Here is a 21,099-nt window from a genome sequence, read left to right on the forward strand (position 1 = left end):
CTAGCTGAGAGAACTCAAAAGTCTTTATCTGAAATAGAAGCTAATACTAATTTACTTGTTCAATCTATCAATGATATGGCAGAAAGTATTAAAGAACAAACTGCAGGTATTACTCAAATCAATGATAGCGTAGCACAAATTGATCAAACTACTAAAGATAATGTTGAAATTGCTAATGAATCAGCTATTATTTCTAGTACAGTAAGTGATATAGCTAATAATATCTTAGAAGATGTTAAGAAGAAGAGGTTTTAATTAGTCATTTATACCTAGTGAAAAACTAGGTATAAATTTTTTCTTCGATTTAAATTTTTCATCAAAATTTCTAAAAAGTTTCCAAATATTTTTATATTTCCATTGTTTTAAATTTTAAATGGAGTAAAAATAAATGGAAAGAATATTGTTTTTAAAAGGTTCAGCTTTAGGTTCTATGGTGGCTTTTTTTAAGTTCAAATTTAAGTGCTGCTATGCTTAAGGATAAGGATTTTCTAGGTTTTAAAGTTGTTGATGCAAGCACACAAGATAAAGTTATAGCACCACAAGGTTATGAAGCAAGGGTTTTAATTTCTTGAGATGATCCACTTTTAGTAAAGCAAAACCTTATGATGAAAATAAAATCATCGATATGAATGCGGTTAAAAATGCTCATTTGGTTTTTTGGAGATAATGATGATGGTATGAATTTTTTCCACTTTCAAAAAACAGAGGAATTTTAGCCGTTAATAATGAATATATAAATCCTGAAATCATATTTAATCATCATGGTAAAAATTAAGCAAAGAAGATATTTTTTTATATGAGCAAGCTAGTGTGGGTGTGAGTATCTTAGAAATCGAAAAAAAGATGATGATTGGACTGTTTTTAGACTCTAAGTATAACCACAGAATCGATGTAAACACTAAAATGCAAGTAAGTGAGCAGCTAAAAAAGAAGTTTTAAAAAATGAAAAATTTATTCATGGAACTTTTGCAAATTATGCAAATGGACAAATACCTTAGGGAGCTTATATCACCTGTGAAGAAAATTTTGACGATTTTTTGAAGTTTAGATGAAAATTTAGAATTTTGATGAAATATTTGATTTAGCTAAAAATATCGACGAAATCAATCTTTTAATATAAAAATATGCTTTAAAAGAACTTCTTTAGGGTGTTTAAACATGTAAATATAGGAATTATCGTAAAAAAGACGGGTTTATATGGGTGAATGACGTGTTATTTTAAATTTATTAGTAAACACAAATATAAAAAAGGTGCTAATATAGCAAAATTATTAGATGAAAGCATTTTGTATATAGGACAGTTTAATGGTAAAGTGGGAGATTTTAAAAGATAGGGAAAATGGATAGCAAGCCATAAACAAAAGTGATTCTAAAGAAGTATTTGCAACACTAACAAATAATAAAAATCGCCAAGAACCTAATGTAGTAAATCCAAAAACAGGGGAAATCAGACGCTTTTTAACAGGGTTTATTGCTTGTGAATTAACAGGGATTGCTTTTAGTGAGGATTATGCTACAATGTTTTGTAGGTATACAACACCCAAGAGAAGGTTTAAAAGGTAGTACTTTTCCTTATGGAAAAACGCCAAGATCGAGTGTAATGATGATAAGAAAACACTTGATGGTGGAGTGATAGGAAGCTAATAAATTCCAAGCTTAAGGCTTGGAATTTAATTACTGCATTAGCAATTACCAGTTTTTAAATATTTTATAATAGCTTCGCTAGCACGATAGGCTAAAGCATTTAGGGTTAAGGTAGGGTTGTAGCTTGGATTATGTGGAAAATTTCCTGCACCTACGACAAAAAGATTGTTAACATCCCAATGTTGTAAATAAGGATTAACTACACTTGTGCTTTTATCTGTACCCATTATAGTTCCGCCAGCAATATGGGTAGAAGTATACCAACCATTTGAAACTACTCCATAATCTCCTAATTTTGGCGAAGTGTAAATATTTTGCGCTCCCATTTCTTGCATGATGCTTTTTAGTTTTGGAAGCATAAAATTATAAAGATTTTTATCTTGTTTGGTAAAATTATAGGTTACGCGGATAAGTGGTAGTCCATAAGCATCTATAAGTTGGATCAAGGGATAAATAATTACCTATATAAGGAATAGATGCACCCTGAGCTCCAATATAAGTAAATCGAGTATAATTATAAATAGAAGCTTTTTTAAATTCGGCTCCCCATGAAGGTATACCTGGTTTAATTGGATTTGATGCTATAGGTCTTGCTCCATTTTGGGAAATTCTAAAGCTTGCTCCATGAATAAAATCAAGTTTGGAATGATCGAAATTATCCCCATTAAAATCATCTATCCAATTGCAAAGTGCCCCAGATCCAAGATAAGAATTAAATGGATCTTTGAAAAAAACCATTAACACTAGGTGTGATTTGATAACTATAATTTTTTCCTAAAGTTCCTTTGCCTGTTTTTGGATTATAAATTTCGCCTATATTAGAAACCATTAAAAGTTTAGCATTGTTGAAAACATAAGAGCCTAGCATAACCACTTCTGCAGGCTGGATAAATTCTTCTAAAGTTAAAGTATTGATAAATTTTACCCCTGTAGCTTTACCATCTTTATGCAAAATTTCTAAAACATTAGCATGCGTTTTAATATCTAAGTTTTTAGTTGCTAAAGCTGAAGGTATAGTTGTTACTATAGGAGAAGCTTTGCACCATATTCACAACCAAAATACTCACAAAAAGCACAATATTGACATGCTCCCAAGCTTTGTTTATCAGGATTTGTATAAGTTTGAGATGAGTTTGAAGCAGGAACCATGCAAGGATGATATCCAAGTTTTTTGGTTGCTTCGTCAATTTTTTAACATAGTTGTTTTTTCTAAAGGAGGATTAGGATAAGGATTGCTTCTTTTTCCTGAGAAAGGACTTTTATCTTTTCCAGAAACTCCCATCATTTTTTCAGCTTTGTCGTAGTAAGGTTCCATTTCATCATAATTTACACCCCAATCTTGAATAGTGTATTCTTTAGAAACTTTATTTTTGCTATATTTTTCTTCTGTTAAAGATTTTATTTGAAAGTCATAAGGTAGAAAACGATAACTCATACCATTCCAATGAACTCCTGCTCCACCAACATTATTACCGACATCAAAAGCATAATTTTTTCTCATTGATTATCATTATTCCTAACACATATACTTTCTTTACTTAAATTTTGTTTCATTGCAGCATTATTTGCATATTTATGTTCATCATGCGCGCCTAAAAAATCCAAAGTATCTTGATGTTTACCTCTCTCTAAAGCGACAACTTTAATCCCTGCTTTAGCACATTCATTTGCAACAATAGAAGAACTCCAACCTAAACCTATAAAACAACATCTGTTTTTTTAAGTATTTTTGCCATTTGTATTCCTTTAATGTGACATATTAGCCAAAGAAATAGGCTCTATCACTTCAAATTTATCTCCATCTAAAACTTGAGCTGCGTAAGTCATTTGAGCGCCTGGGAATTTTTTCATGCGCCAAGCTTGCTATTTGCATTGCCGCCATAAATTGGATCAGCATAAACTCCTGCTATAGTCATGTTTCTTAATTCTGTAAAGAAATCGCTTACTTTTATCTTATCTCCAAAAGAAACTTTTGTTTTATCTTGTTCAAAAGCTCTTAAGACTTCATCTTTTTGTTTCGCATTAAGTTCTATAAAGCTTTTTTTATAACGAAGTTTTGATTCTTCATCTAAAGCATTTACTCCCATTTTAAAAAGTTCGGCTCTAATTAAAGGATATTGATAACCTTGATTTTCTTTCCTTGTATAAAAGGTCCAAAGCGATAATCTTTTGCTCCACTTCCGTAATTTCCTGCAAGTTCATTATCTATAAAAATAGCTACACCTAATTTTTTAGCACCTGGTCCTAAATTATCTTCGGGAAAAATTCTTTCTACTGCTCCACTCAGAATATCAAGTTGTGCAGAATTATTAAAAAAATTCTAGCACGATAATTTTGAGTAGAATTCAAATTGTTTTGATTGTGCGTATGAGCAAAAACCATACTTGGTGCGCTAGCACCTACTAAAGCAAACAAAGATGAGGCTTTAAGAAAATTTCTGCGACTTTGTTTTTTGTCCATGTTTATTCCTTCCTTATTTTTTTAACATAAATAAGTTATAGCTTTTAATATAAAAAATATATTAATTTAAAAAAAATAATATTTTTATATTTTTTTAAATGTATAATTATGTAACAAAATTAAGTATAATTTAAATTATATTTAATAATATTTATAAAACGTTATGAAAAAATATTTTATATTTTTAAGGAGTATTGATATAAAGATTTAGGCTAGGAATTCTAGCCTATAATAAAAAAAATCAATGCAAGCTTTCTATATAAGCCATAGCACTTAATGCAGCTACAGCTCCATCACCTGCAGCACAAATCACTTGCTTAGGTGCATCTTTTCTAAGATCTCCTGCGGCAAAAAGTCCAGCAACACTAGTTTGCATTTTAAGATCAACACTTACTTGCCCACCTTCTTCCATATTGCATAAAAACTTACCATCGTCTTGTTTTAAAATTTCATTTCTTACATTAAGACCAACAAAAGTAAAAATTCCTGGAATATTTAAATCTCTAATGCTACCATCTTTTAATTTTACTTTTACACCAGTAACACCCATTTTATCACCATATACTTCATCTACACTTGCACTAGTAATGAGTTCTATTTTTTCATTTTTCTTAACTTTTTCTACTGTAGATGGAGCTGCTCTAAATTCATCTCTGCGGTGGATAAGATAAACTTTAGAACAAATATTTGCTAGATATAAAGCTTCTTCTAAAGCCGTATCTCCGCCACCTAAAACTGCAACTTCTTTATTTTTATAAAAAAATCCATCACAAGTTGCACAAGTACTTACACCTTTTCCAAAAAATTCATCTTCGCCTTTAAAACCTGCTCTTTTTGGAGCCGAGCCTGTGCAAACTATCACAGCTTTAGTAAGTTCTGTTTTACCACCTTCTAATTTGATGGTAAAACTTCCATCACTATTTTTTAAAATTTGTTCTACTCCAACCATTTCATGTTTTAAACCAAAACGCATACATTGTTCATTCCAAGGAGTCATAAAAGAAATTCCATCCATAACTTGGGCTACACCTGGATAATTTTCTATTTCAGAACTTGAGGTAATTTGTCCACCAGGCATACCTTTTTCAAACATTACTACATTCTTAAGACCACCTCTAGTTGCATAAAGTCCAGCACTAAGTCCAGCAGGACCTCCACCTATGATTGCTACATCTAACATTTATATTTCCTTTATATTGAATTTTATTATTAATAATGATATAAAAATTATTCTTAATAGTAGTTAATAAAAATTATTATTTAGTATAAATTTGAAATTTTTAAGAAGAAGGCTAGTTATACTAGCCTTTAGTTTATAGTAAAGAGTTTAGTTTATCACTAATTGCTTGTTTAGATTGTGCACCAACGAGTTGATCTACAACTTCACCATTTTTAAAGAAAATAAGCGTAGGAATAGAGCGAACACCAAATTCAGCTGCTAAATCACCTTGTTCATCTGTATTTACTTTGCAAATTTTAGCTTTACCATCAAAGTCATTTGCAAGTTCATCAATAACTGGAGCAAGCATTCTACAAGGTCCGCACCATGGAGCCCAAAAATCAACTAAAGCTACACCTTCTTTTGCTTGAGCAAAATTATCACTTGTTAATTCAATATATTTTCCCATAATTTTTCCTTTCTTTAATTTTTGTCTAATTGTATTTTATTTTTTTAAATATCAGCTTAAAAACTTATATTTTCGCAAAATTGTATCATATCATTTTTAATGCAAATCAGATCAATCTGAAAATCCGATGAAATTCCATTTTTAAGATGATAAAATTCTATAGTTTTTAAAATTTTTTCAAGTTTTTTTCTATCCAAACGCTCGGAAGCTTCATAATCATTTTGAGTAAATTTAACCTCTATAAAATGTAAAATTTCATCTTTTTGGGCTATTATATCAATTTCCCCAAATTTAGAATGGAAATTTCTTTTTAAAATTTCAAAGCCTTGTTTTTTTAAAAATTTACAAGCCTTATCTTCACCTAAAATTCCATCTAAATAAGCTTTTACACCCATTATTCTATACGCATCATAAAAGGCTTGGTTTTTATAAAATCTTGTTTGCGTAAAATTTCAAGCAAATTTTGTATGCTTTTTTCATAAGTTAAATGCGTAGTAAAAAATAAAGTACTGTAATTTTCATCATTTTTTTTAGGTTTTTGTAAAAAACTATCGATAGAAATATTATTTTCACTCATCAATTGTGTGATTTTAGATAAAATCCCTATTTTATCTTCAACTTTCACCCTTAAATAATATTTTGTATAAATTTCATCTTTGCTTAAAAGCTCGTATTCTAAAGTATTCACAAAACCAAGCATTGGTGTTTTTACCTGATCTCTTGCTATATCCATAAGATCTGAAATCACAGCACTTGCAGTGGCCTCTCCTCCTGCTCCTGCCCCATAATACAAACTTTCACCCAATAAATCTCCATTAATACTTATAGCATTCATCACTCCATCGACTTTTGCAAGCATTTTTTCTTTATCTATCATAGTAGGATGCACTCTTAATTCTACTTTATCTTCACGCACCTTGGCTATACCTAAAAGTTTTATGGTAAATTCAAACTCATTAGCAAAATACATGTCTTCAGGCGCAATTTCGCTAATACCCTCGATCAAAATATCTTCAGGTTTAGCTTTAAGATTATAAGCGATACTTGATAAAACAAGCAGTTTATGAGCTGCATCTTGTCCTTCTATATCAAAAGTTGGATCAGCTTCTGCATAGCCTAAATTTTGAGCTATTTGTAAGGCTTGTTTAAAACTCATATTTTTTTGACTCATAGAACTTAAAATATAATTACTCGTACCATTTAAAATCCCTTTTATAGCCAAAATATTATTTGCACTTAAACCTTCTTTTAAAACCTTTATAATAGGAATTCCCCCAGCCACACTTGCTTCATAACCAAAGGCTAAATTTTTAGCCAAATTTTCAAGTTCATAACGATGATAAGCAAGCATAGCTTTATTTGCAGTAACAACGGCTTTTTTCTTTTTTAAAATTTCACTCACTATTTTAAAAGCTTCATCCACTCCACCCATTAACTCCACAAAAACATCTACATCAGCATTTAAAATTTCTTCAACGCTATGAGTAATTGGAATTAAAGCGTTTTTTTTAGGACTTCTAGCAAGAGCGATCACAGGAGTTATGCTTTGCCCACATCTCGCACGAATAAGTTTATTGTTTTCTAAAAGAAATTTAACCACTGCACTTCCAACAGTGCCATAACCAAGAATTGCTACTTTCATAACTTACTCTTTTAAATATTTTTTGATATTGCGTGCAGCTTGGCGTATGCGATTTTCATTTTCAATTAAAGCAATTCTTACATACTCATCACCTGCTTCGCCAAAACCTACCCCAGGACTTACTGCAACACTAGCACGTTGTAAAAGTTGCTTTGAAAATTCTAAACTTTTTAAATGTCTTTTGCTTTCAGGGAGTTTTGCCCAAGCAAACATACTTGCTCTTGGTTTTTGAAGTTTCCAGCCTGCATTTTCAAAAGCTTCAAGTAAAATGCGCATTCTTTTATCATAAGTTGCACGGATTTCATCCACACAAGTTTGATCTCCATCTAAAGCTATGGTAGCTGCTACTTGAATAGGTGTATACATACCATAATCAAACCAAGATTTTATTTTTTTAAGCGCGCTGACTAAGCGTTTATTTCCTGCTACAAAACCTACACGCCAGCCTGCCATATTGTAAGATTTTGAAAGAGTGTAAGTTTCTACCGCTACATCTTTTGCACCTTCAATTTCCAAAATAGAAGGAGTTTTATAGTCATCATAAGTTAAATCTGCATATGCAATATCTGAAATAATATAAAATCTTTCTTTTTTTGCCGTTGCTATCAATCTTTCATAAAAACTTTTCTCGCAAGTTACTGTTGTTGGATTATGCGGGAAATTAACAACGACATATTTTGGACGCGGGATACTTTCATTTAAAGTTTTATGTAAATTTTCAAAAAATTGATTTTCATCAAGCTCAAATTTTTCATTATAAGCTAAAGGCATTTTTGCTACATTGCCTCCTGCTATAATAAAAGCTTGAGTATGTATAGGATAAGCAGGAGTTGGTACAATAGCAACATCTCCAGGATTTATAATCGCTCTTGCAAGATTTACAAAACCCTCTTTTGAACCCATGGTAGCTACAACTTCATTTTCAGGATCTAGATTGACATTATATTTTCTTTTATACCAATTACAAATTGCTAAGCGAAGTTTATAAATCCCCATGGATGTAGAATATCCCGAGGTTTTATCTTTGTTAGCGCTTTCACAAAGTTTATCTATAATGTGTTGTGGAGTTTTACCATCGGGATTTCCCATTGAAAAGTCGATGATATCCTCTCCAGCACGTCTTGCTGCCATTTTTATCGCATTTACTTCTGCGAAAACATAATTTGGAAGTCTTTCTATGGTATTAAAACGGATTTCATCAAACATTTCTTAATCCTTTATTTTTTAAGTGTGATTTTTAAACCCCTGCGTATATTATCTAAACTATACATATCGCTTACAATAGCATATATAGCACCATTTGGAATAAGTTCTGAAAAATGATTATTTTTATTTTCGCTTTTTACTGCTTTAATTAGATTTAGATTTTTATCTAAAAAGAAGATTTTAGGAAACCAATTGTCTAAATCATTTGCATCAATAATCAAATTTGTAGCATTTTTTAAATCAAGCACATAGTCTTTAAGGGGTTTTTCTAATGATTTTGGAGTATTTAAATTAACATTTGTATTGGTTTTTAATACAGCATTGGAAAAATTTAAATCATATTCATAATCATATGCCCCAATACGCTTAATATTATCTATATAGACAGAATTTTCTTTTAAGAGATTGTAAAGCGTTCCAGGATCTAAAACATATTGGGATTCTACTTGTATGGTATAGTCAATATTTCCTTCTCTTAAAATCAAATCTGTAGGGATAAAATATATATATCCAGCATCTGTTAAAACATCGGATAAAATTTTAAAAAACATAACTTCATCAGCTTTTGCTTTAAAATTTAGTCTTAGACTTTGAGGATTTGATAGTGTTAAGGCAATTAAAGAATTGGTTTTTAATATTTGAGATATTTTTGCAATATCACAATTTCCATTATTATCTATGTAAGAATTATTTGAAAATAATAATTCTAGTTGAGAATTTTTACTAGGATTGTTTACTAAATTTTTTGCCAAATCAAGACTTGAGATTGCAAAAGATATATTAACATAAAGAGTAAGAATAATAATTTTTTTTACCATTCTTTACCTTTATTTAATTTTGCAAATTCAGCAGCTGAAATACTTGTAATTTTTCCATCTTTAATCAAGAAACGTTTTGAAATTCCTGCAGGAAATTTTTGTTCTTTATTTTCTTGATCAAACATTGTTAAAGCTGCAGCTCCTGTTAAAATTAACTGATCTTTATCTAAAGAAATATTAAAATCTTTTTCTTTAACAAAGCTTGTTTTTTTAAGGCTTTTTAAATCTATCAAACCTATCCAAATCTTGGTAGAGGTTTTAAAATGTGCTTCTTTTAAAGAATCAGTTTTTGGTGTATTTATGTCTTCTTGGATTTGGGTATTTTTTTCTTCATCGAGTAAGGTTGTGTTATTTTCACTGATATTATTTTCTATGCTTATGTTTTTATCATTTTCTTGTAACGAGATGTTTTGGCTTGGTAAAACGCTCTCTGTTTGATTTGTTTCTTGTGCTTTATTGTTGTCTATAACAACAACATTATTTCCACCTAAAGATTTTAAATTTTCTTGTGCTTGTCCTATGATATCTATAACTGTTGTGCTAGTATTATTTTGTTCATCTTTGAAAAAAGTTTTAAGTGTATCAAAATAATAAATTCCACTTCCTATAATCACTAAAACAATAAGAACAATCAAAAAAGGCCAAGCATTAGAGGATTTTTGACTATAAGCATCTAGTTTTGGGGTTATCATTTTTGATTTTGTTTGTGGAGTAGGATTGTTTTCGTTAAGATAAGCTTCATACTCTTCATTAAAATCACTAAAGTCGAGTTCGTATTCTCTGCTTAAAATTTTAACAAAACCTTTAACATTAAAACGACTTAAAACAACAAAATTCTTTTCTGCTAAAGCTTCAAGAAAATCAAGTTCAATTTGCGTTTTTGCTGCAACTTCTTTTAAATTTAATTCTTGTATTTTTTTCCAATTAAGCATTTAACATCCTATCACAAAGTATTGCAAAAGCAGCGCTGACATTAAGACTATCAAAATTATTTTTCATCGCAATGCCCACACATTCATCGCATTTTTTTACAATTTTAGAGCTTAAACCAAAACCCTCACTACCCAAAACTAAAACTTTTTTACCATTGCTTATTTTTACACTGTGAATTTCTTTTCCCGAGCCATCGCTCGCATAAAAATAAAAACCCACTTGTTTTAGTTCATTTATTACACTTAAAGCATCGTTGCTTATCACAATAGGTAAATCAAGAGCCGCTCCGCTGCTTGTGCGAATTACTCCTTCCATGGCTAATTTTTCACCAATAAAAATTAAAGCCCCAACCCCTAAAGCATAAGCTGTACGCGTGATAGCCCCTATATTTCCTACATCGCTAATTCCATAAAGCATAACAATAAAATCATTTTTTTTGATCTCATTTAAATTCGCAAAAGAACTTTCTTTAATATCTAGCAAAAAACCTTGATGATTTCCACCTTTAGCATAAGCTTGAGCAGTTTTAAAATCAAGTTTTTTGATTTTAAAACCTGATTTTGCGATTTTGGAAAAAGTAGTTTTATCACATTCTTTTGCTAAATAAAGCTCATTGATATAGTCTTTATGATATTCTAAAATATAAAAAAATATTTGCTTCCCATAAACTATCATATTAAAATTTTACCTAATCTTGACTTAAAAGCAGTTTTTGATAAATTTCTTTTGCATTTTTTCCATTGATCTTTGATAATAATTTTGCTTTTGCTTTTAAAGACAGCTCTAAATCCATAATATCTTTTTCACAAAGAGTATTTTGCAAAAAATTTTGCTCTTTTGATTGCAGTACTACAACCCATTCACCGTTTAAATTAGACTTTTTTAAAATTTCAAAAAGCTCTTTAGCATTGCCTTTAAATTTATTTTCAAATTTTTTACTGATTTCTTTAATCAAAAAAATTTCTCTTTGGCTGTCTAGAATCATAATTTGTTCTATCAAAGATAAAATACGCTTGGGGGATTCGTAAATAATACTTGGATAAGGAAAGTTTAAAATTTTTTCTATATCTTTTTGTCTTTCTTTGCCTTTATTGGCTAAAAAACCGATAAAGATAAATTCTTTTTGACAAAATGCCGAGCTTACAAGAGCAACTAAGGCTGCATTTGCACCTGGTAAAATTTCATAGGCGATATTATTTTCTTGTGCAAATTCTACCAAAGCCTTGCCAGGGTCACTAATCCCTGGCATTCCTGCATCGCTTAAATAAGCTACATTTTTTTCAAATATTTTTAAATCAATACTTGCTAAAACCTCTTTTTCATTATGGGAGTGTAAGGCTATAAATTTAGAAATATGAATATCAGTGTGAAATTTCGCATTTAATAACGAAATTAAAGACTTACTTATTCTCGTATCTTCGCAAAACACAAGATTGCAAGTCTTTAAAAGTTCTAAGGCTCTAAAAGAAATATCGCTTAAATTTCCTATGGGAGTAGGAATAAAATAAAGCATAATTATTGCATTGCGTATTTTTTCTTAAATTTCTCTACACGACCTGCAGCATCTACAATTTTTTCACTACCTGTAAAAAAAGGATGGCAATTTGAACAAATATCTACTTTTAATTCTGCTTTGTTTGACTTTGTTGTAAAAGTATTTCCACAAGCACAACTTACTTTGCATTCTACGTATTCTGGGTGAATTTCTTTTTTCATTAGTTTTCCTTAAAAATTAAAACAATAAGCCGTGATTATAAATTATTTAACATAAAAAAGAGATTAATTTAAGAAAAGTTAAAGCAAAATTTTTGAAGCTATAGCTATAATAGCTGTTTGACTTTTTAGAATATTAGAGCTTTTAAGAGAGATTTTCCGGTTAAACAATAATCTCTCATCATTGTTAAATCCACCTTCAGGACCTATAAAATATAATTCTTTTTCATCGAAATGACTTTGTTGTTCTCCTTGAAAATCAACCATAATTGCATTTGGAAATTTTTGAACAAATTCTTGAGTGCTTTGATGGATAATTAAATCCATTTTAGTATTTCTACCGCATTGTTCACAAGAAGAAATAATGATTTTTTCAAATCTTTCTAAATCGATTTTAAAATTTCTTTGTGAAAAATTTGTAAAAACCAAATGTAACTTTTTTACTCCAAGTTCATTTAAGAAAGGTAGAGTTTTTTCTAAAATTTTAATATCTATAATGGCTAAGGCTAAGTTTAATTCACTTTGTTTTATATTTTGTGATTTTTTGTTTAAAAATTTTAAAGTGCAAGAATTTCTTGTTAAATTTGTGATTGTATAGTTGTAAAGAAAATTATCTTGTAAATTTCTAAGATTTAGCTCCGAATTTTCCTTTACTCTTCTTACTTTTAAATGGTTAAAGTTTTCACCTTGAAGTTGTATAAACTCTTCTCCAGCTTGCTTGTTATACAAAAATTGCATTTTATAGATATCTTTCTATTAAAAAAGGCAAAAACAATAAAAAAATTTCAAAAGGTAAAATCAAACAACTAATCCATCTAAAAGTGGCATATTTTCTAAATCTTCTTGCTTTTTTAAAACAAACAAAGTGAAAAATTGCTAAGGCAAAAATTAAGATCCAAGAAAAAATCATTACCCAGATATTGACATTCATTTGAAATTGTTTCATTGCTGATAACAAACAACCTGTAAAAATAATCAAAGCTAAAAATAAATAATAAATTGGTAAAAATAATCGTATTCTGCGAATAAAAATGAATTCGGTTTTAAAATTTCCTTGTGTTAGTATAAGATAAAAAAGCATTAAAAAACCGCTCGCATAAAGACTATAAAGATGTAAAGCTAAAAAGAATTCGTAACTTTGATCCATTATTTTCCTTTGTTTATAAAATCAGCTAAATTTTGAATTTGTTCATCGCTTAAAAAACTATGGTTTTTATCTTTTATCGTTTTTATTTTTTGTATAAAAATTTTATTGCCCAAGGTTTTAATGGCTGTGCTGTTTTTGGGTTTTAATTCCCCTTTTTCTCCATGACAAGTGGCGCATTTTTGTTTATATAAAGAGTTGATAATAGTAGGATTGGCTTCATGTTCATCATCTGAACTTTGTGCTTCATCATCTACAGGTAAAGGCAGGTTGGAGTCACTTAATTCTGTTTTTTCATCGTTTTGTTCTATTTGAACTACTTCTTGATCTGTATTTTGAGTCTTGGAAATATTTTTTTCATCATTAGAACAGGCAGATAAAACTAATAAAAAAAAACTTAAGGCAATTAAAATTTTAGCTTTTTGCATTAAATCTCCTTTGGATTTATAAAAATTTCTTCATTTTTTAATTTGTTATAAAAATCTATATCATTCCATTCTGCTTTAATGCCATTGGAAAATTCTATGTCTTGAAGTGAAATTTTTGGCATTAGCTCACTATAGGCATCTTCTCTAAAACCTTGTGCATAGCCTGTTCTTGTTTCATGAACAATGATGCTTTGTAAAGTCACTCCTTGTTCTCCATTTACCATTTTTGTTTGTTTTAATAAAGCATCTATAAGTATGAAAAATACACGACAAAAATTTTCAGCACTTACATTAACAGGCAGGCAAATCCAACGACTTGAATATTTTTTCATTTCTTCTAAATATTTTGCGTCATCATATTTAAAAAGAGTGATAGCATGATCAAAACTATCAATAATTTGGCGTATATAGGTTTTTAAAAGTCCAAAATCATAGACCATTCCAGCATTATCTAAATATTTGCTTTCAAGTAAAACTTCAACTTTGTAAGAATGTCCATGAATGCTACTTTTGCAACGTTTAGAAGAACAAAATCTAACAATGTGTGCGTTTTCAAATTCAAATAATTTTCTTATAATCATACACCCTCTTTATTGTTCCAAAGACGAATATGAATTCTATCAGAGTAATTATAACCATTCTTAATACAAAATTCAGCAATTTTTTGAGCATTTTTTTTAAGATTTTGCTCATTTTCACCCATAGGCATACAAAAAATTTGATTTGGAGCTTCTTTTAGAATTTCATTGATTTCTAAAAATGAATTATCAAGGGTATTGGCATCTAAAACAAATTTATAAAAACTATCTTTTGCGTAATTTTTAAATGCTTTTAAAGCTTTAAAATTTAATCGTTTATCTTTTTTTATCCCGCTATTTTGGAGTTTAACGCTTAAAGCAAAAACACATTCTTTGTAAAAAGGATATCTATCAAAATCAATTTCTATGCTTCCATTGCTTTCAAAGTGTATTTCGAATTTATTTTTTAATAACATTTGGATAAATTCTATAAATTCAGGATTTTCATAATGGATTAATGGCTCTCCACCTGTGATAACAACTATAGGATTAAAGCCTTGTTTTAATTTTATCACTCTTTTTAAAAGTTCATTAGCATTTAAAGTTTCATAACTTTCTTTAAAATCTTTTGTGAAAACAGCTCTTATCGTGTCACATCCGATGAGAGTTTTATTGTTTTTTGATATTTTTACATTAAAACCTAAACAGTTGAAATTACAGCCAGCAAAACGCATAAAAATAGCTAATTTTCCATTATATTTACCTTCTCCTTGAATACTTAAGAAACTTTCAACAAGTTGCAAAATTAACCTCCAGTTTGATAAAAAGCACGAGATGAGGTTTTATTATCAACAACACTCCATTTATTTTTTTCTGGTTTATTTCTTAATACTTCTTGTAATATTTCTACAGCGGCTTTAATATCACCTTTTCGAACCGCTTCTTTTATACTTAATGCTTCATCAAAATAAAGGCAAGGTATTAACAAGCCTTCAGCACTTAAGCGTATACGATTGCAAGAATCGCAAAATTCATGGCTATGAGGATCTATAATTCCGAATTCATAATCATCTGCCTTGTAAATACTCACAGGTGCTTTTTCATCTTTTTTTATAAGTTGAATTTGATATTTTTGACTCAAAATTTGTATAATTTCATCTCTTTTTAATCCTTGTAATTTACCATAAGCATGAGTATTTTCCATAAATTCTATAAAGCGAATTTGAGCTTTTTTTGATTTTGCAAATTCCAAAAGAGATATCAGTTCATCATCGTTTAAATTTTTAAGAGCTACAGTATTAAGTTTTACTTTCAAATCTAGATTTAAAGCTTCATCAATTCCAGATAAAACACTATCTAATACATCTTTTTGCGCAAGAGTTTTTGCTTTTTTGTGATCTAGGGTATCAAGTGAAATATTAAGTCGTTTAAGTCCAGCATTTTTTAAGTCTTTAGCAAAGTCTTTTAGTAAAAATCCATTTGTAGTTATAGCAAGGTCAATATCGCTTTTATAATCGCTAATCATTTTTATAAAAATACTTAAATCTTTTCTTAATAAAGGTTCCCCACCTGTTATACGGATTTTTTCAATTCCTTCGTCTATAGCTGCTTTGATAAATAAAAAAAGTTCTTCGAAGCTTAATAAATTTTCTTTTGGCTGATAATCGAAAGGAATTTTTGGCATACAATAAAGGCAGCGAAAGTTACATCTTTGTGTAACTGAAATTCTAAGATAATTTATTTTTCTACCGAATTGATCTATAAGCATTTATTTTCCATTCTATTTTATTAATTTCTTAAATTTTAAGACAAGTTCTACATTTCCAGTGCCAATGCGTAAATCTTTAGCGATTTGTTCTATGCTTTTTCCTTCTTTGAAAAGATTTTCTATTTTTTGTTCTTCTGTATCGTAATTTGGTGTAAGTTTAGCCATGCTTTGTGCTTTTTGTTCCAAATTTAAAAGACGATTTTGTTGTTCATTTTGAAAATCTTCTATGATATGTTCCATAGTTTTTAGTGTTCTTAAAACAGGAGTGATTTTTGAACTGATTTGTTTATCAAGTTCAATCATAATTTCTTCTTTTAAAAGAGAGATTTTATAGTCTTCATCCTCTTCGCTATCATCTTTAACCCCTAATTCTTTACGAAAATAATGAAGTTCTTTGGTAATATCTTCTATCACATTTTGAAGTTTTGCTATTTTTGCATTATTTTCTCTTTCTTTGATATTCATATAGGCTAGCATTGCAATTAAAAGCACAATTATAAAAACTAAATAAAGTACATCATCACTCATTCTTGGCCTTTCTTATTTCTTATCATATTTCTTTGAATTTCAACAACAAAAGCATCAAAAGCCATTTTGTCTTCGGGCTTAATTTTGATAATTTTTGCCAATGTTTGACTTTGAGCTTTGATAAAAATAGCTATTTTTTGATTATTTAAATCAAATCTTAAATAATATTCTTTATCTTCTTCTAAAATAGTATCCAAAAAATTTAGATATTCAAAATTCAAAGATTCTACTACCCCTTTTTGCTTAAGCGGTATAAGTTCTTTATTTTTATCTAAAGAATTTTCAAGCCTTAAAATATCTTCTTTTAGACTTAAAAGAAGATCAAAAATAATTTTTTCACCTTCGTCAAAATCAATGCGTAAAGCAAGTTTTTTCCATTTTAAAATTTGAGAAATTGCTCCAAGTTTTAGGTATTCTCCAAGAAAACGGTTATTTTCTATTTTACAACATTCTAAATGAGCTTCAAATCCTGCTTTAAAAAGTGTTAATTCCATAATAAATCAATCCAAATAAAAATAAAAAAGATAATACTTAAATAACCATTGAGAGTAAAAAATGCTCTATCAATATGAGCAAAATTCTTGTGAACAATTTTATGTTCCAAGGCTAAAATAATACCGCTTATAATTACCCCAGTAAGTGCTATTTTTCCAAGTGCTACACCCCAAACTTCCCACACAAAAAGAAGCCAAAATAATACCGCTAAAATATGGCAAAAAGCTGATATAAATAAAGTAGCCTTTGAGCCAAATTTAGTAGGGATAGAGTGAAGTCCTATTTTTTTATCATACTCCATATCTTGTAAAGAATAAAGCAGATCAAACCCAGCTGTCCAAAAAGTTACACCTAAACATAAAATAACGCTATAAATGTGAATTTCACCCATAATTATAACGCTTCCTGCAATAGGCGCAAGTCCTAAACAAAATCCTAAAACTAAATGCGCTAAAGAACTAAAGCGTTTAAAAGCTGAATAAATAGCCAATACAAAAAGCACAGGAAAAGACAAATAAAAAGCCAAGGTATTAATAAAATAAGAACATAATATAAAAATAAGTGCATTAATAATAATAAAAATCCATACGCTTTTTCTACCTATTTTTCCACTGACATTAGGACGATTTGCACAACGAGGATTATCCTTATCTATATCTTCATCCATTAAACGATTTGTAGCCATGGCAAAATTTCTTGCACTTACCGCACAAATAATGCCTAAAATCAATGCCTTAAAACCAAACCAAGCAGTGTCATTTGCAAGTTTTGATGCTACAATCATAGAGGAAAATAAAAAAGGCAAAGCAAAAATAGAATGCTTAAATACTACAAGTTCTAAAATATCTTTAAATTTTATCCAGAATGTGTTCATTTTTCTACTTTAAAATATTTTTTGCTATGATTTTACTAAAATTTTTATAAATTTTAGGATAAATATTAAAATGTTTTTTGAAATAGCATTAATAGGAACAACCGCGAGTGGAAAAACATACATAGCTAATACTTTAGCAAGAGAATTTGATGCTGTTGTTTTAAGTCTTGATAGTCTTTGTGTTTATAAAGAAATTAATATAGCAAGTGCCAAGCCTTCACAAGATGATCTTGCGAGTATAAAATACTTTGGGGTAAATTTATTGAGTGTGAATGAACATTTTAATGTTGAGCTATTCATAAGAGAATATCAAAAAGCAAAAGAATTTGCTTTAGCTAGAAATTTACCTCTAATTATAGTAGGTGGAACTGGATTTTATTTAAAAACTATGATAGATGGTTTGAGTGAAAAAACCTTAGAGTCAAAGAGTTCTTTAAATAATGATGAAATTTATGCTCTTTTATTAAATATTGATCCAAACTATAAAATAGAAAAAAATGATACTTATAGATTAAAAAAATGGCTGGGTATTTATGAGCAAACAAGAGAAATTCCTAGTGAATTTTTAAAAAGAACACAAAAAACTGGGGTGCTTAAAGATATAGAAATTTATGAGCTTGAGTGGGATAAAGAAATTTTAAAAAAACGTATTCAAACTAGAACAAAAGAAATGCTTGATAATGGACTTTTAGATGAAGCAAAAATTCTTTTTTCTAAATTTGATCATAAGCTTAAAGCATTAAATTCTATAGGTTTGAAAGAGTGTAAAGAATATTTAGATGGAGAAATTTCCTTTAAAGAGCTTGAAAATTTAATCTCGATACATACTACGCAACTTGCCAAAAGACAAAGAACTTTTAATAAAAAATTTCAAAGTAAAGCCTTGGAATTTGATAAAGCTTTAGCTACTTTAAGAATGAAATTTTCAATCGAAAAATAAATGTTCTACTAGAATTTTTACTCCTAATATAATTAAAACCAATCCGCCTAAAAGTTCAGCTTTATTTTTAAGATAAATTCCAAATTTATTTCCTATTTTTAGAGCAATGATACATAAAATGAAGGTAATAATACCTATTAAAAATATGGCTAATAATAAATTTACATTTAAAAATGCAAAACTCACACCAACTGCTAGTGCATCGATACTCGTAGCAATTGCTAAAGCTAGCATGGTTTTAAAGCCAAATTGGTTGGCATTACTATCGCAATTTTCATTTTCCAATGACTCTTTGATCATTTTTAATCCTATTAAAGAAAGTAAAATAAAAGCTATCCAATGATCAATACTCGCAATAAAAGATGCAAAAGTTATACCTATAAAATAACCAATAGTTGGCATCAAGGCTTGAAATCCACCAAAATAAATTCCAACAATAAGATAATGTTTTAAATGTAGTTTTTTAACACTAAAACCTTTGCATAGTGATACAGCAAAAGCATCCATTCCTAAAGCACAGGATAAAAAAATAAGACTATAAAAATCCATAATAAATCCTAAAATTTTATAAAAAATTGAAGATGAAATTATAATCAAACAAAGATAAAAATCACATAATTTTGATATATTTAATTAAATTTTAAGAAATAAATATATATAATTCAATTTCATTTTTATTTTTTACTCCTTAAAAGTGGCCCATTCGTCTAGCGGTTAGGACATCGCCCTTTCACGGCGGTAACACGAGTTCGAGTCTCGTATGGGTCACCACTTTTTAATTTTTCTTTTAAAATAACTATTTTTTCATTTTTCTATTAAAATTTAATAAATATTAATAATTTATTTTGTAGAATACGGATAGCTTTTGATATAAGTCTATTATAGACTTATATCAAGGCTGGGCATTATTGAGCTGGTGTTTGCTCTTTTGTTTTTTTGTGAGTTTTAGCTTCATGTTTTTTATCAGCTTTAGCTTTTGAATGATGAGCTTTTGTATGTGTTTGATTCACATCGCTTGGAGTATTAGCTGCAAAAACATTAGCTGCGAGAGCACCTAGTAATGCTGAGATTAGTACAACTTTTTTCATATTTTCCTCCTTATGAATAATTTTTAGTTGCAAATTAATTGTAATTATTAAAAACCAACAAATAGATATTTTTTGTAAAAATATTTCAAAAAAATATAATTTTTTATATACATTTAAATTATTATTAAAATATATTATAAATATATCTTATTTTATTTAGATTAAATAAATAGAAATTTTACCCACTAAGCTTTTAAGATATTTTTACTCTTTTTAATATTATTATGGTAATATTTTCAATATCAAACTAAAAATAAAGGAGAAATTATGTTTGAATTAAGAAAATTACCTTATGATACCAATGCTTTTGGTGATTTTTTGAGTGCTGAAACTTTTAGCTATCATCATGGAAAACATCACAATACTTATGTTACAAATCTAAATAATCTTATCAAAGATACTGAATTTGCAGGTAAAGATCTTGTAAGTATTATCAAAACTTCAAATGGGGGCGTATTTAATAACGCAGCTCAAGTTTATAATCATGATTTTTATTTTGATTGCATTAAGCCAAGTACAGGCTGTGGTTGTGGCGGTTCATGTCAAAGTATAGATGCTAATTTACAAGCGGCGCTAGAAAAAGAATTTGGATCTTTAGAAAATTTCAAAGCTGAATTCATCAAAGGTGCTACAGGAGTTTTTGGTTCAGGATGGTTTTGGTTAGTTTATAATACTAAAAATCAAAAGCTAGAATTTGTAGGCACTTCAAACGCAGCTACACCGATTACTGAAGATAAAGTTCCTTTACTTGTTGTAGATGTTTGGGAACATGCTTATTATGTAGATCATCGTAATGCACGCCCTGCTTATTTAGAGAAATTCTATGCTCATATCAATTGGGAATTTGTTGCAAAAGCTTATGAATGGGCTTTAAAAGAAGGTATGGGATCAGTTAGTTTTTATGCAAATGAACTTCACCCTGTAAAATAATTTTAATCCTTTTTGTGTTAGAATGAATTTTGGCTTAATGTCAAAATTCTATACGAAAAGGAGCAAAAAATGGATAATTCTTTATCTGCATATACTCAAAAATATGACAAAGAAGGTTATGGACTTCAATATCCTGATGGTCATGTTATAAGATTTTACGAGAGAATCTTAAAATACAAACTAAGCAAAACAAGTGGAAAATTACTTGATTTTGGTTGCGGAAATGGAGTGCATTCTAAGTATTTTAAAAATATAACTGGGGGGGGGTATAGAGCCTTATGGCATTGATATAGTTCCTAGTTTAAAAAAAGTTTGGGAAAAAGATCCTTGCTTAGATTCTAA

General features: G+C 29.0%; 29 protein-coding genes, 1 tRNA gene and 2 pseudogenes. 7 read left to right on the forward strand and 25 right to left on the reverse strand.

The features are described 5' to 3' along the window. From AJ930_RS04060 to AJ930_RS10820, 3 genes and pseudogenes are all read left to right on the forward strand, one after another. A partial coding sequence (locus tag AJ930_RS04060) for a methyl-accepting chemotaxis protein (protein ID WP_032600453.1) occupies nt 1-255 on the forward strand: 255 nt, incomplete at its 5' end. Nucleotides 256-388: 133 nt separating this feature from the next. After that, nucleotides 389-1,524 (forward strand): annotated as a pseudogene (locus AJ930_RS04065) (PhoX family protein); the annotation flags it as partial. Next, on the forward strand, nt 1,511-1,633 hold the full coding sequence (locus AJ930_RS10820; RefSeq protein WP_435370149.1) for a hypothetical protein: 123 nt from the start codon (nt 1,511-1,513) through the stop codon (nt 1,631-1,633). The pseudogene AJ930_RS04065 and the gene AJ930_RS10820, both read left to right, overlap by 14 nt. A gap of 49 nt (nt 1,634-1,682) precedes the next feature. Here the strand turns inward: AJ930_RS10820 and AJ930_RS10755 are convergent. The 23 genes and pseudogenes from AJ930_RS10755 to mqnP form a co-directional block, all read right to left on the reverse strand. Continuing rightward, nucleotides 1,683-3,380: pseudogene (locus AJ930_RS10755) on the reverse strand (GMC family oxidoreductase). Between the two features lie 111 nt (nt 3,381-3,491). Continuing rightward, nucleotides 3,492-3,752 (reverse strand): gluconate 2-dehydrogenase subunit 3 family protein, encoded by a 261-nt coding sequence (locus tag AJ930_RS10265; protein WP_261659493.1) that lies wholly within the window; start codon nt 3,750-3,752, stop codon nt 3,492-3,494. Further along, complete coding sequence (locus AJ930_RS10825) at nt 3,752-3,934, reverse strand: gluconate 2-dehydrogenase subunit 3 family protein (protein WP_186820858.1); 183 nt, start codon at nt 3,932-3,934, stop codon at nt 3,752-3,754. The genes AJ930_RS10265 and AJ930_RS10825 overlap by 1 nt, the downstream gene beginning before the upstream one ends. Continuing rightward, nucleotides 3,928-4,104 (reverse strand): twin-arginine translocation signal domain-containing protein, encoded by a 177-nt coding sequence (locus AJ930_RS10275; RefSeq protein ID WP_172671516.1) that lies wholly within the window; start codon nt 4,102-4,104, stop codon nt 3,928-3,930. The genes AJ930_RS10825 and AJ930_RS10275 overlap by 7 nt, the downstream gene beginning before the upstream one ends. Before the next feature lie 241 nt (nt 4,105-4,345). Next, the gene (gene trxB / locus AJ930_RS04080) at nt 4,346-5,284 is read right to left on the reverse strand and encodes a thioredoxin-disulfide reductase (protein ID WP_070274887.1); all 939 of its coding nucleotides are present in this window, start codon (nt 5,282-5,284) and stop codon (nt 4,346-4,348) included. A 133-nt stretch (nt 5,285-5,417) separates the two neighbouring features. Further along, on the reverse strand, nt 5,418-5,732 hold the full coding sequence (gene trxA / locus AJ930_RS04085) for a thioredoxin (RefSeq protein WP_002778629.1): 315 nt from the start codon (nt 5,730-5,732) through the stop codon (nt 5,418-5,420). 56 nt (nt 5,733-5,788) lie between these two features. After that, nucleotides 5,789-6,127, reverse strand: a complete 339-nt coding sequence (locus AJ930_RS04090; RefSeq protein WP_070274888.1) for a YraN family protein — start codon at nt 6,125-6,127, stop codon at nt 5,789-5,791. Next, the gene (locus tag AJ930_RS04095) at nt 6,127-7,374 is read right to left on the reverse strand and encodes a homoserine dehydrogenase (protein ID WP_070274889.1); all 1,248 of its coding nucleotides are present in this window, start codon (nt 7,372-7,374) and stop codon (nt 6,127-6,129) included. The genes AJ930_RS04090 and AJ930_RS04095 overlap by 1 nt, the downstream gene beginning before the upstream one ends. Nucleotides 7,375-7,377: 3 nt before the next feature. Next, nucleotides 7,378-8,580, reverse strand: coding sequence for an LL-diaminopimelate aminotransferase (locus tag AJ930_RS04100; protein ID WP_070274890.1), 1,203 nt, complete (start codon nt 8,578-8,580; stop codon nt 7,378-7,380). Nucleotides 8,581-8,591: 11 nt separating this feature from the next. Then, the gene (locus AJ930_RS04105) at nt 8,592-9,398 is read right to left on the reverse strand and encodes a hypothetical protein (protein ID WP_002860973.1); all 807 of its coding nucleotides are present in this window, start codon (nt 9,396-9,398) and stop codon (nt 8,592-8,594) included. Next, nucleotides 9,392-10,330 carry a hypothetical protein gene (locus AJ930_RS04110; protein WP_070239759.1) on the reverse strand — a complete coding sequence of 313 codons (939 nt, stop codon included), beginning with the start codon at nt 10,328-10,330 and terminating at the stop codon, nt 9,392-9,394. The genes AJ930_RS04105 and AJ930_RS04110 overlap by 7 nt, the downstream gene beginning before the upstream one ends. Next, on the reverse strand, nt 10,323-11,006 hold the full coding sequence (gene rlmB, locus AJ930_RS04115; protein ID WP_070210175.1) for a 23S rRNA (guanosine(2251)-2'-O)-methyltransferase RlmB: 684 nt from the start codon (nt 11,004-11,006) through the stop codon (nt 10,323-10,325). Before rlmB ends, AJ930_RS04110 begins: the two co-directional genes overlap by 8 nt. Nucleotides 11,007-11,019: 13 nt before the next feature. Then, the gene (gene rsmI / locus AJ930_RS04120) at nt 11,020-11,844 is read right to left on the reverse strand and encodes a 16S rRNA (cytidine(1402)-2'-O)-methyltransferase (RefSeq protein WP_070210174.1); all 825 of its coding nucleotides are present in this window, start codon (nt 11,842-11,844) and stop codon (nt 11,020-11,022) included. Nucleotides 11,845-11,846: 2 nt separating this feature from the next. Continuing rightward, nucleotides 11,847-12,047 carry a 50S ribosomal protein L31 gene (gene rpmE / locus AJ930_RS04125; protein ID WP_002860977.1) on the reverse strand — a complete coding sequence of 67 codons (201 nt, stop codon included), beginning with the start codon at nt 12,045-12,047 and terminating at the stop codon, nt 11,847-11,849. 78 nt (nt 12,048-12,125) lie between these two features. Beyond that, nucleotides 12,126-12,782, reverse strand: a complete 657-nt coding sequence (locus AJ930_RS04130; RefSeq protein WP_002851903.1) for a 16S rRNA (uracil(1498)-N(3))-methyltransferase — start codon at nt 12,780-12,782, stop codon at nt 12,126-12,128. A gap of 1 nt (nt 12,783) precedes the next feature. Continuing rightward, nucleotides 12,784-13,191, reverse strand: coding sequence for a membrane protein (locus tag AJ930_RS04135; RefSeq protein WP_002851635.1), 408 nt, complete (start codon nt 13,189-13,191; stop codon nt 12,784-12,786). Beyond that, nucleotides 13,191-13,616 (reverse strand): c-type cytochrome, encoded by a 426-nt coding sequence (locus AJ930_RS04140; protein ID WP_002860979.1) that lies wholly within the window; start codon nt 13,614-13,616, stop codon nt 13,191-13,193. The genes AJ930_RS04135 and AJ930_RS04140 overlap by 1 nt, the downstream gene beginning before the upstream one ends. Then, nucleotides 13,616-14,197 (reverse strand): 6-pyruvoyl trahydropterin synthase family protein, encoded by a 582-nt coding sequence (locus tag AJ930_RS04145; protein WP_002858675.1) that lies wholly within the window; start codon nt 14,195-14,197, stop codon nt 13,616-13,618. The genes AJ930_RS04140 and AJ930_RS04145 overlap by 1 nt, the downstream gene beginning before the upstream one ends. Further along, nucleotides 14,194-14,937 (reverse strand): 7-carboxy-7-deazaguanine synthase QueE, encoded by a 744-nt coding sequence (locus tag AJ930_RS04150; RefSeq protein ID WP_070274891.1) that lies wholly within the window; start codon nt 14,935-14,937, stop codon nt 14,194-14,196. The genes AJ930_RS04145 and AJ930_RS04150 overlap by 4 nt, the downstream gene beginning before the upstream one ends. 2 nt (nt 14,938-14,939) lie before the next feature. Beyond that, nucleotides 14,940-15,902: a GTP 3',8-cyclase MoaA gene (moaA, locus tag AJ930_RS04155; RefSeq protein WP_002860981.1), complete on the reverse strand. Its 963-nt coding sequence runs from the start codon at nt 15,900-15,902 to the stop codon at nt 14,940-14,942. 12 nt (nt 15,903-15,914) lie between these two features. Next, a complete protein-coding gene (locus tag AJ930_RS04160) occupies nt 15,915-16,430 on the reverse strand; it encodes a DUF6115 domain-containing protein (protein ID WP_044778712.1) in 516 nt (171 codons plus the stop codon). After that, nucleotides 16,427-16,924: a hypothetical protein gene (locus AJ930_RS04165; protein WP_002860983.1), complete on the reverse strand. Its 498-nt coding sequence runs from the start codon at nt 16,922-16,924 to the stop codon at nt 16,427-16,429. The genes AJ930_RS04160 and AJ930_RS04165 overlap by 4 nt, the downstream gene beginning before the upstream one ends. After that, a complete protein-coding gene (gene mqnP, locus AJ930_RS04170) occupies nt 16,915-17,799 on the reverse strand; it encodes a menaquinone biosynthesis prenyltransferase MqnP (protein ID WP_070239763.1) in 885 nt (294 codons plus the stop codon). Before mqnP ends, AJ930_RS04165 begins: the two co-directional genes overlap by 10 nt. 70 nt (nt 17,800-17,869) lie before the next feature. Here mqnP and miaA point away from each other — a divergent pair, with 70 nt between their 5' ends. Beyond that, on the forward strand, nt 17,870-18,739 hold the full coding sequence (gene miaA, locus AJ930_RS04175) for a tRNA (adenosine(37)-N6)-dimethylallyltransferase MiaA (RefSeq protein ID WP_070210600.1): 870 nt from the start codon (nt 17,870-17,872) through the stop codon (nt 18,737-18,739). Here miaA and AJ930_RS04180 read toward each other — a convergent pair. Beyond that, the gene (locus tag AJ930_RS04180; RefSeq protein WP_070210601.1) at nt 18,725-19,288 is read right to left on the reverse strand and encodes a manganese efflux pump MntP; all 564 of its coding nucleotides are present in this window, start codon (nt 19,286-19,288) and stop codon (nt 18,725-18,727) included. The two genes, miaA and AJ930_RS04180, sit on opposite strands and share 15 nt — an antisense overlap. Nucleotides 19,289-19,435: 147 nt before the next feature. On the opposite strand from AJ930_RS04180, the gene AJ930_RS04185 reads away from it, so the two are divergent. After that, nucleotides 19,436-19,510: transfer RNA gene (locus tag AJ930_RS04185), tRNA-Glu, on the forward strand. Between the two features lie 134 nt (nt 19,511-19,644). On the opposite strand, the gene AJ930_RS04190 is transcribed toward AJ930_RS04185, so the two are convergent. Further along, the gene (locus AJ930_RS04190; protein ID WP_070239765.1) at nt 19,645-19,827 is read right to left on the reverse strand and encodes a hypothetical protein; all 183 of its coding nucleotides are present in this window, start codon (nt 19,825-19,827) and stop codon (nt 19,645-19,647) included. A gap of 267 nt (nt 19,828-20,094) precedes the next feature. Here AJ930_RS04190 and sodB point away from each other — a divergent pair, with 267 nt between their 5' ends. Continuing rightward, nucleotides 20,095-20,757, forward strand: a complete 663-nt coding sequence (gene sodB / locus AJ930_RS04195) for a superoxide dismutase [Fe] (protein ID WP_002851662.1) — start codon at nt 20,095-20,097, stop codon at nt 20,755-20,757. Between the two features lie 69 nt (nt 20,758-20,826). Continuing rightward, nucleotides 20,827-21,045 (forward strand): hypothetical protein, encoded by a 219-nt coding sequence (locus AJ930_RS10520; protein WP_002857297.1) that lies wholly within the window; start codon nt 20,827-20,829, stop codon nt 21,043-21,045. The last annotated feature ends 54 nt before the right edge of the window (nt 21,046-21,099 follow it).

It is taken from the genome of Campylobacter sp. BCW_6871, assembly GCF_001762325.1.
Lineage (GTDB): Bacteria > Campylobacterota > Campylobacteria > Campylobacterales > Campylobacteraceae > Campylobacter_D > Campylobacter_D jejuni.